The following is a 727-nucleotide window of genomic DNA, read 5'->3' as shown; positions in this document are numbered from 1 at the left end:
TGGAGGTTGTGCCCTTGAGGCGTGGCTTCCGGAGCTAACGCGTTAAGTCGACCGCCTGGGGAGTACGGCCGCAAGGTTAAAACTCAAATGAATTGACGGGGGCCCGCACAAGCGGTGGAGCATGTGGTTTAATTCGATGCAACGCGAAGAACCTTACCTACTCTTGACATCCAGAGAACTTAGCAGAGATGCTTTGGTGCCTTCGGGAACTCTGAGACAGGTGCTGCATGGCTGTCGTCAGCTCGTGTTGTGAAATGTTGGGTTAAGTCCCGCAACGAGCGCAACCCTTATCCTTTGTTGCCAGCGGTTCGGCCGGGAACTCAAAGGAGACTGCCAGTGATAAACTGGAGGAAGGTGGGGATGACGTCAAGTCATCATGGCCCTTACGAGTAGGGCTACACACGTGCTACAATGGCATATACAAAGAGAAGCGACCTCGCGAGAGCAAGCGGACCTCATAAAGTATGTCGTAGTCCGGATTGGAGTCTGCAACTCGACTCCATGAAGTCGGAATCGCTAGTAATCGTGGATCAGAATGCCACGGTGAATACGTTCCCGGGCCTTGTACACACCGCCCGTCACACCATGGGAGTGGGTTGCAAAAGAAGTAGGTAGCTTAACCTTCGGGAGGGCGCTTACCACTTTGTGATTCATGACTGGGGTGAAGTCGTAACAAGGTAACCGTAGGGGAACCTGCGGTTGGATCACCTCCTTACCTTAAAGAACC

1 rRNA gene is annotated in these 727 nt (G+C 53.1%); it reads left to right on the top strand.

Going from position 1 to position 727, the window contains the following annotated elements:
- Positions 1–715 (top strand): 16S ribosomal RNA (locus OGX83_RS00015); the annotation flags it as partial.
- Between the last annotated feature and the right edge of the window lie 12 nt (positions 716–727).

The organism is Citrobacter sp. Cpo074, assembly GCF_030332745.1.
GTDB lineage: Bacteria > Pseudomonadota > Gammaproteobacteria > Enterobacterales > Enterobacteriaceae > Citrobacter > Citrobacter portucalensis.
This window is presented reverse-complemented; position numbering and strand designations above follow the sequence as displayed.